The organism is Wolbachia endosymbiont of Tuta absoluta, from assembly GCF_059414725.1.
On sequence record NZ_JBNRJY010000370.1, the window covers coordinates 1 to 486 of the forward strand.

Sequence of the window (486 nt, forward strand, 5' to 3'; positions counted from 1 at the left end):
GTATGAAACAACAGCCTATTTTTTGAAATATGAACCTTTTTATCTATGCATTTAGGTCTTAAGCTATATTTGTTTTTAAACGGCGGAACGGCATTTCAAAGTGGTGTGCGTGCGCGCACCCCGATCGATCAGGAGGTAAAACGTGGAAACGGGAGCGAAGATAATCAGGAGAGGATGGGTCTTTAAGGATCGATCTTATGTTAAGGTCTCTGACGCTCGAGTAAAACCCCATTGAGCATTGTGGGCTCCTTTACAATAATGAGTCTGACGTGACGAATAACACATTTTATTCTGAGTGACTGACATAAATAAAATTGATCGATCAGCTTTTCAGAACATCGCCTAAAATTGCAAAACACATGCAACTCTCAAATCCTTTAGTTGCCTCTTACGACACCCACGGCAAAGAAATGGGGTGATGCTATTGTAAAGCTTCAGTTCATTATGCGTACAATTATAAGCTGAAATAATTTCATCGTGAGTTAC

1 protein-coding gene is annotated in these 486 nt (G+C 39.9%); it reads left to right on the top strand.

The genetic code is table 11. From position 1 onward, the window contains the following. Window positions 1-45: 45 nt before the first annotated feature. Entirely contained in the window at window positions 46-186 is a 141-nt protein-coding gene (locus tag ACJ5GX_RS03950; protein WP_495292725.1) for a hypothetical protein, read from the top strand. The last annotated feature ends 300 nt before the right edge of the window (window positions 187-486 follow it).